This is a genomic window from Comamonas badia DSM 17552, assembly GCF_000484635.1.
In the GTDB taxonomy this organism is placed as follows: Bacteria; Pseudomonadota; Gammaproteobacteria; order Burkholderiales; family Burkholderiaceae_C; genus Comamonas_C; species Comamonas_C badia.
Window position 1 is genome coordinate 1 of record NZ_AXVM01000019.1, and the last position, 5,885, is coordinate 5,885.

Here is a 5,885-nt window from a genome sequence, read left to right on the forward strand (position 1 = left end):
CTTCGCCTGCCGGTGCGCCGGCCACTTCGGCCACGCTGTCGGTGGACCTGCCCGCGGGTATCTCCGTGGTGCGCCTGCGTGCCAAGACAGGGCTCGATATCTGGGTGCGCGATATGGTCGTGCAGGCAGGGGGGTGAAGGGGCAACGGTCTGGGGTATTAAAATATCATCGATGAGAATTTAAGCGATCGATCAAAAAATAGGAAGAGGTAAAATCCATCGATTGATTTATCCATTCCAAGGAGCATCGCCATGCTGGCTGTCACTGTATCCCCCAAGTACCAGGTGGTCATTCCGCCTTCCGTGCGCGAGGATTTGGGCATCGAACCCGGGCAAAAGCTGCAGGTGCTGGCGTTTGATCGGCGCATTGAACTGCTGCCTGTGGAAGCAGCGCCCGCATTGCGGGGCTTTCTGGTAGGCATCGACACCCAAGTCCCTCGGGAGGAGGACCGGGTATGAGTCTGAATGTGGTGGATTCCTGCGGCTGGCTGGAGTATTTTGCCAACGGTAGCAACGCCGATTTTTTCGCGCCAGCGATCGAGGCGGCGCAGACGCTGGTGGTGCCATCGCTGACCTTGTTCGAGGTGTTCAAGCGTGTTCTGCAGCAACGCAACGAGGCGGATGCGCTGAGAGCCGTGGCATTAATGCGCCAGGCGCCAGTGATTGCGTTGTCTGATGCACTGGCAATTGGAGCAGCGCAGTTGTCTGCCGCACTGCACCTGCCTTTGGCAGATAGCATCATTTTGCACACCGCACGCGATCAAGGCGCCACGCTCTGGACGCAGGACGCGCACTTTGCCAATGTGCAAGGCGTGCGGTATAGGCACAAACAGGCGCCTGACGCGGCACAGCGTTGACGGATCAGCAAACTTACGCCACGTCGGCGTAGATGTCATCCAGCGACAGCGAGGTATCCAGGCATTCCATGGGCAGCACGCCGTCGTTGTAGCGCTCTGCCTGCCAGCCGGTGGCACGGCGGTAAAGCTCAACATGGCGCCGCTCCTGCTCTACCAGCAGATAGCTTTGCAGGCTGGGGATGGTCTGGTAGGCCAGCAGCTTCTCGCGCCGGTCTATGCGGGCGGTGGATTCGGAGAGGATTTCGATGATGAGGCAGGGATTGCGAGTGACGTAGGGGTCGCGGTCTGCCGGGTCGCAGCTCGCCATCACATCAGGGTAATAAAAAATGGTCTCGCCGCCGACCTCCAGACGCAGCTTCATGTCAGCGGCAAAGAGCTGACATTTTTTGCTCCGTGCTGCGGGCGTAAGGGCAAAAATCAACGCACTCGCGATCAAACCATGCCTTCGGCTCGCTCCCGTCATGGCATACACCTGCCCGCCAATGAATTCATGCTTCACCTCGCTCACGGCTTCGCCGGCGAGGTATTCGTCTTCAGAAATACTGGGGGGTGCGGCTGTCGGTGCAGGCATGGCGGCCTCCGATGCAAGGAGCTGCCTGAAGTGTACGGTTTCCTGTTCACAATAGCCCACTGGCAGCAGGGTTGGATACGGTGCATGCATTAACCGAATTGATAGCTGCCAGCACATATCCATCAAGCGCCAGAGGCATTATGAAGCGTATTTTATTTGCAATTGCCGCCTGCCTTGCGCTGGCATTGTCCAGCGTTGCAGCACAAGCCACGCCCGCATGGCAGGTGCAGCTCAGCGAGCAACACGGCCTGCCCAGTGCCAGCTTGGGCGGGCAGCCGGGTTTCAGCGCGGATTGGGCCTTCTGGGGTGCCAAATGGAAATGGGCCGGCGTGCAGAGCGCGCTGGCGAGCAATGGCGCGGGCGCCTACCGGCTGGTGGGCGAGGTGAAGGACCTGGGCGTGGCGTGGATGGGCCAAACCGCTGCGCCGCAGGCGCAGACGCTGAGCTATGAGCTGCGCGTGGCAGCGCGCAGCGCGCAGGATGATGTGATCGGCGGCGGCGCGGTGTTCAGGTTTGATCTCGGCACCTTTGGCGCGCTGATGGGCAAGCCGGTGCTGTTGCCGGGCAATGCCGGCTGGCAATGGGGGCAAGCCGGGGGCACGCAATTCACCATGCGCTTTGATCCGCCCCTGCCCAGGGTGTTTTTCGAGCGCAACAACCCGGCGGAGGTGCGCGCCTATTTCTACGACGGCAAGATCGCCGCGGGCGAGCAGCGCTATGCCGTGCAGCTGAGCTGGACCGGCAACGCGCAGTGGCTGGCACCGCTGGCCGAGCGCCTGGGCGGCCCGCCGCCCACCACATGGCCCAGGGATGCCATCGATGCGCGCACCGCGCCGCAGGGTCTGCTGGGCCAGGCGCTGAAGAATGATCCGGCCAGCGCGGGCGTGCTGGCCGGCAGCGGCACGCCGGCACGCTACTGGGGCACGAACGTGACGGCCTACGCCCTCTTCACCACGCCGCGCGAGGCGGTGCGGCAGCAGGCCAGGCGCATGGCGCAGCTGGGCTACAACCTGGTGCGCCTGCACCACCACGATTCATCGTGGGTCAGCCCCAACATCTTTGGCGACCCCAAGACCATCACCAGCACCGGCACGCTGGATGCCGCGGCGCTGGACAAGCTGGACTGGTGGATCAAGTGCCTGAAGGACGAAGGCATTGCCGTATGGCTGGACCTGCACGTGGGCCGGCAGTTCAAGCGCGGGGACGACATCTACGGCTTTGACGAGTTGGCCAAGGGCAAGGACTCGGCTGACCCCAAGGGTTTCAACTACGTGAACATCACCATGCAGGCGGCGATGCGCCGCTTCAACGAGCAGTACGTGACGCACCGCAACGCCTACACGCACCTGGCGTACAAGGACGACCCGGCCATCGTGGCGATGCTGATCACCAACGAGAACGACGTGACGCACCATTTCGGCAATGCCATGCTGCCGGACAAGGGCGTGCCGCTGCACAGCAAGCTCTACATGAACGTGGCCGAGGCCTTTGCCAAAAAGACCGGCCTGCCGCCCAGCAAGACCTGGCGCAGCTGGGAGCCAGGGCCGAGCAAAATCTTTCTCAACGACCTGGAACACAATTTTGACGAAGACATGGTGGCGCAGCTGCGCGGCCTGGGCGTGAAGCAGCCGCTGGCCACCACCAACACCTGGGGCGACAACCCGCTGTTCTCTCTGCCGGCGCTGACCACCGGTGACGTGATCGACGCGCATGCCTACGGCGGCCCCGGCCAGCTGGAGAAAGACCCGGCCTGGGCGGCCAACCTGGGCGACTGGCTGGCGGCGGCGCAGGTGGTGGGCATGCCGCTGACGGTGACGGAATGGAACGCCGACCCCTTCCCCAGCTACGACCGGCACACGCTGCCGCTGTGGATTGCGGCCATGGCATCGCACCAGGGCTGGCGCGCGCTGATGCACTACGCCTACAGCCAGGAGAGCCCGCGCGAGCAGGGCAGCGCATCCAATTGGCATGCGTACAACGACCCGTCGCTGCTGCCCATGCTGAGCGCCGCCGCGCTGATGTACCGCCGCGGCGACGTGCATCCGGCAAAAACCACCTACGTCTACGACCCGGGTGCCGAGGCCTTCTTCGGCCAGGCCACCTCGGCGGGCAACGCCCCCGCGCTGCGCAGCGCGGCGGAAAAGGGCCGCCTGCTGATCGCCATGCCCGCCACGCCGCAATTGCCGTGGCTGACGCGCCGCGCGCCGCCCGCGGGCGCCACCGTCATCACCAACCCGGCGCAATCACTGCTGCCCGAAGGCGCGCAAGAAGCCACCAGCGATACCGGCGAGCTGACGCGCAACTGGGCGCGCGGCACCTACACCATCAACACCGCGCGCACGCAGGCGGCAATGGGCTGGATTGGTGGCACCACGGTGGATTTGCCGGCGGTGCAGCTGCAGCTGCAGACACGCAACGCCACCGTGGCGGTGCAAAGCCTGGACGATGCGGTGCTGGGCGCCTCCAGCCAGGTGCTGGTTTCCATAGGCACACGCTCGTTGCCGCAGCAGGGCAACAAGACGCCCTTCGTGGTGGAGCCGCTGGCGGGCAGCATCGCGGTCAAGGCGCCTGCCGGGCTCAAGGCCTGGCGCAACGGCCCGTTCAACCAGTGGATCGAACTGCCCGCACCTTACGAGGGCGGCGCCTACCACATCACATTCGATGGCAAGCTGCCGGTGCAGTGGATCGCCCTGCATGCGCCCCGCTGACCGTCAACGCAGCGTGCAGGCGTTCAACTTGCGCAAAGCTGCCCAGGAATGCCCCTCGAAGCTTGGATCGACACTGCTGGGCCAATCGGGCTGCTGCAGCAAGATGCCGTAGCCCACGGCACGAATGGCGCTCTCTGCCAGCAGGGCGTTGCTGTGCTCGCCGCCTGGCATCGACGCGAAGAGCGCAGGCATCTGCCCATAAGCCGCCGGGTTGCCCCAGGCAAGGAAAGGCACCTCCAGACTGCTCAGGCTCCGGCCGTGCGCATAGCCGGTGCTGCAGGGTGGCATGCTCAAACCATGATCGCTGGTGTAGAGCAGCAGCGCTGACTGGTCCGTCGATGCATCAAGCATCGAGATCCATTGCCTAAGCAGTGCGCTGGTGTAGGCAATGCTGTTGTCGTAGGGGTCCGCGAATTTCGCATATTCGACCGGATAACGATCCGAAACGATCTCATGGCTGCCAAAGGTGTGCAGCACGATCAGCTTCAGTGCAGCTGGGTCTGCCAGCGCATGCTGCAAGGGCGCGGTGAGATCGCCATCGAGTGCGCCGTTGCCCACCTTTTGATAAACGTCCGAAGATCGCCTGAGCACCCGGTCAAAAAAATCACCGTTGCCCGAGGCGCGCGAATTGTTGTAGACAAAAACCTTGTATCCCGCACGCCGTGCCAGATCGAGAAACGATGGTGATTGGCTGTTGATGCTGTCTTCTACCGATCGGCCGGTGAGCACGAAAGGCAGCGCTGTAGCAGTCATGAAGCCGCGCGCCCACACTTGAGCCACTTTCACTCCAGAAACATGATCCAGCGCCTGGTTTGTGAGGTTGGCACGGTAGCCGAGCAGAGACCAGCGCCGGGCGCTTGCGCTCTCCCCCAGAACCACTACCACGGTATGCATCTTTTCTGGTTGTGGCGCCGCCTCCGGCAGGATCGGGGCATACAGGACGGCATCCGTAATGGAGTGCTGCTTGAGGACCGCCCAGGCAAGATGCAGTGGATAGACATTCACGGTCTTGTCCTGGATTTCAAAGCGCCGCACCACATCGCCTGTCGCATACAGGGCGACGAGCAGTACCCAAGCTGCCGTGGGCGCCAGCCAGCTCCAGCGCAGCAGGACACGGCGGCGCAGGACGCTGCGCCTATTCTTGCCCAACAACCACCCTATATAAGTGCATGCAGCCAGCCAGGACAGCGCCAACAACACAGAGGACGTGGGCAGGGTTTTGAGGAAATCACCCGTTTCCGCAGCATTGGTGCGCAGCGCCGTAGCCAGGAAGAACTCATCCGCCAGCGTGCCGAAGTAATGGACATAAAAAATATCCAGTACGCCTGCCAGCGCAAAAATCAGGACACCTGCCCGAAGAGACCAGCGGCTGAAAACCAGAGGCCAGAACAGGAACGCGGAGATGAAGACCCATGCCAGGGTTTTCCACGTGATCCCGGGGAGCAAACGGGGGCTGAACAGCAGCACCCATGCAGCGAGAAACAAAAGAAACGCCAACCATGAATTCGCCTTTTTCATGGCCGGCGATTGTCGGCTGAAACAGCCCCTGCCTGTCGGCGTGGCGCCGCCATGCAGAAGCCAGTGGCGGCGGCTACGACCGTTTCAGGGCATCGTCATCCCGCGCTCTGCACGACCATATCGCGCACCCAGATATTGAGCCCTGTCTTGGCACGCAGGCGCACCACGGAGATACCCGCGGGCAGGTCCACCGACAGCGTGGCCGAAGTGGCCGGCGCACCGGCAGGCGAAG

Annotated in this window: 5 protein-coding genes; 3 read left to right on the forward strand and 2 right to left on the reverse strand. The window is 63.1% G+C overall.

The features are described 5' to 3' along the window. Positions 1–251 precede the first annotated feature (251 nt). Both K320_RS0117770 and K320_RS0117775 read left to right on the forward strand, forming a co-directional pair. On the forward strand, positions 252–458 hold the full coding sequence (locus tag K320_RS0117770; protein ID WP_024540127.1) for an AbrB/MazE/SpoVT family DNA-binding domain-containing protein: 207 nt from the start codon (positions 252–254) through the stop codon (positions 456–458). Further along, positions 455–856 carry a type II toxin-antitoxin system VapC family toxin gene (locus tag K320_RS0117775; RefSeq protein WP_245593922.1) on the forward strand — a complete coding sequence of 134 codons (402 nt, stop codon included), beginning with the start codon at positions 455–457 and terminating at the stop codon, positions 854–856. Before K320_RS0117770 ends, K320_RS0117775 begins: the two co-directional genes overlap by 4 nt. A gap of 13 nt (positions 857–869) precedes the next feature. Here K320_RS0117775 and K320_RS0117780 read toward each other — a convergent pair whose 3' ends face one another. Next, complete coding sequence (locus tag K320_RS0117780) at positions 870–1,550, reverse strand: Uma2 family endonuclease (protein ID WP_342667241.1); 681 nt, start codon at positions 1,548–1,550, stop codon at positions 870–872. A gap of 17 nt (positions 1,551–1,567) precedes the next feature. Here K320_RS0117780 and K320_RS0117785 point away from each other — a divergent pair, with 17 nt between their 5' ends. Continuing rightward, positions 1,568–4,135 carry a glycoside hydrolase 5 family protein gene (locus tag K320_RS0117785; RefSeq protein WP_051384978.1) on the forward strand — a complete coding sequence of 856 codons (2,568 nt, stop codon included), beginning with the start codon at positions 1,568–1,570 and terminating at the stop codon, positions 4,133–4,135. A gap of 3 nt (positions 4,136–4,138) precedes the next feature. Here the strand turns inward: K320_RS0117785 and K320_RS0117790 are convergent, their stop codons facing one another. After that, positions 4,139–5,653 carry a sulfatase-like hydrolase/transferase gene (locus K320_RS0117790; protein WP_051384979.1) on the reverse strand — a complete coding sequence of 505 codons (1,515 nt, stop codon included), beginning with the start codon at positions 5,651–5,653 and terminating at the stop codon, positions 4,139–4,141. Between the last annotated feature and the right edge of the window lie 232 nt (positions 5,654–5,885).

Bases quoted from the DNA above. Each gene is read 5' to 3' on its own strand.
- K320_RS0117770 (WP_024540127.1), top strand. From the start codon at position 252: ATGCTGGCTGTCACTGTATCCCCCAAGTACCAGGTGGTCATTCCGCCT.
- K320_RS0117775 (WP_245593922.1), top strand. From the start codon at position 455: ATGAGTCTGAATGTGGTGGATTCCTGCGGCTGGCTGGAGTATTTTGCC.
- K320_RS0117780 (WP_342667241.1), bottom strand. From the start codon at position 1,550: ATGGATATGTGCTGGCAGCTATCAATTCGGTTAATGCATGCACCGTAT.
- K320_RS0117785 (WP_051384978.1), top strand. From the start codon at position 1,568: ATGAAGCGTATTTTATTTGCAATTGCCGCCTGCCTTGCGCTGGCATTG.
- K320_RS0117790 (WP_051384979.1), bottom strand. From the start codon at position 5,653: ATGAAAAAGGCGAATTCATGGTTGGCGTTTCTTTTGTTTCTCGCTGCA.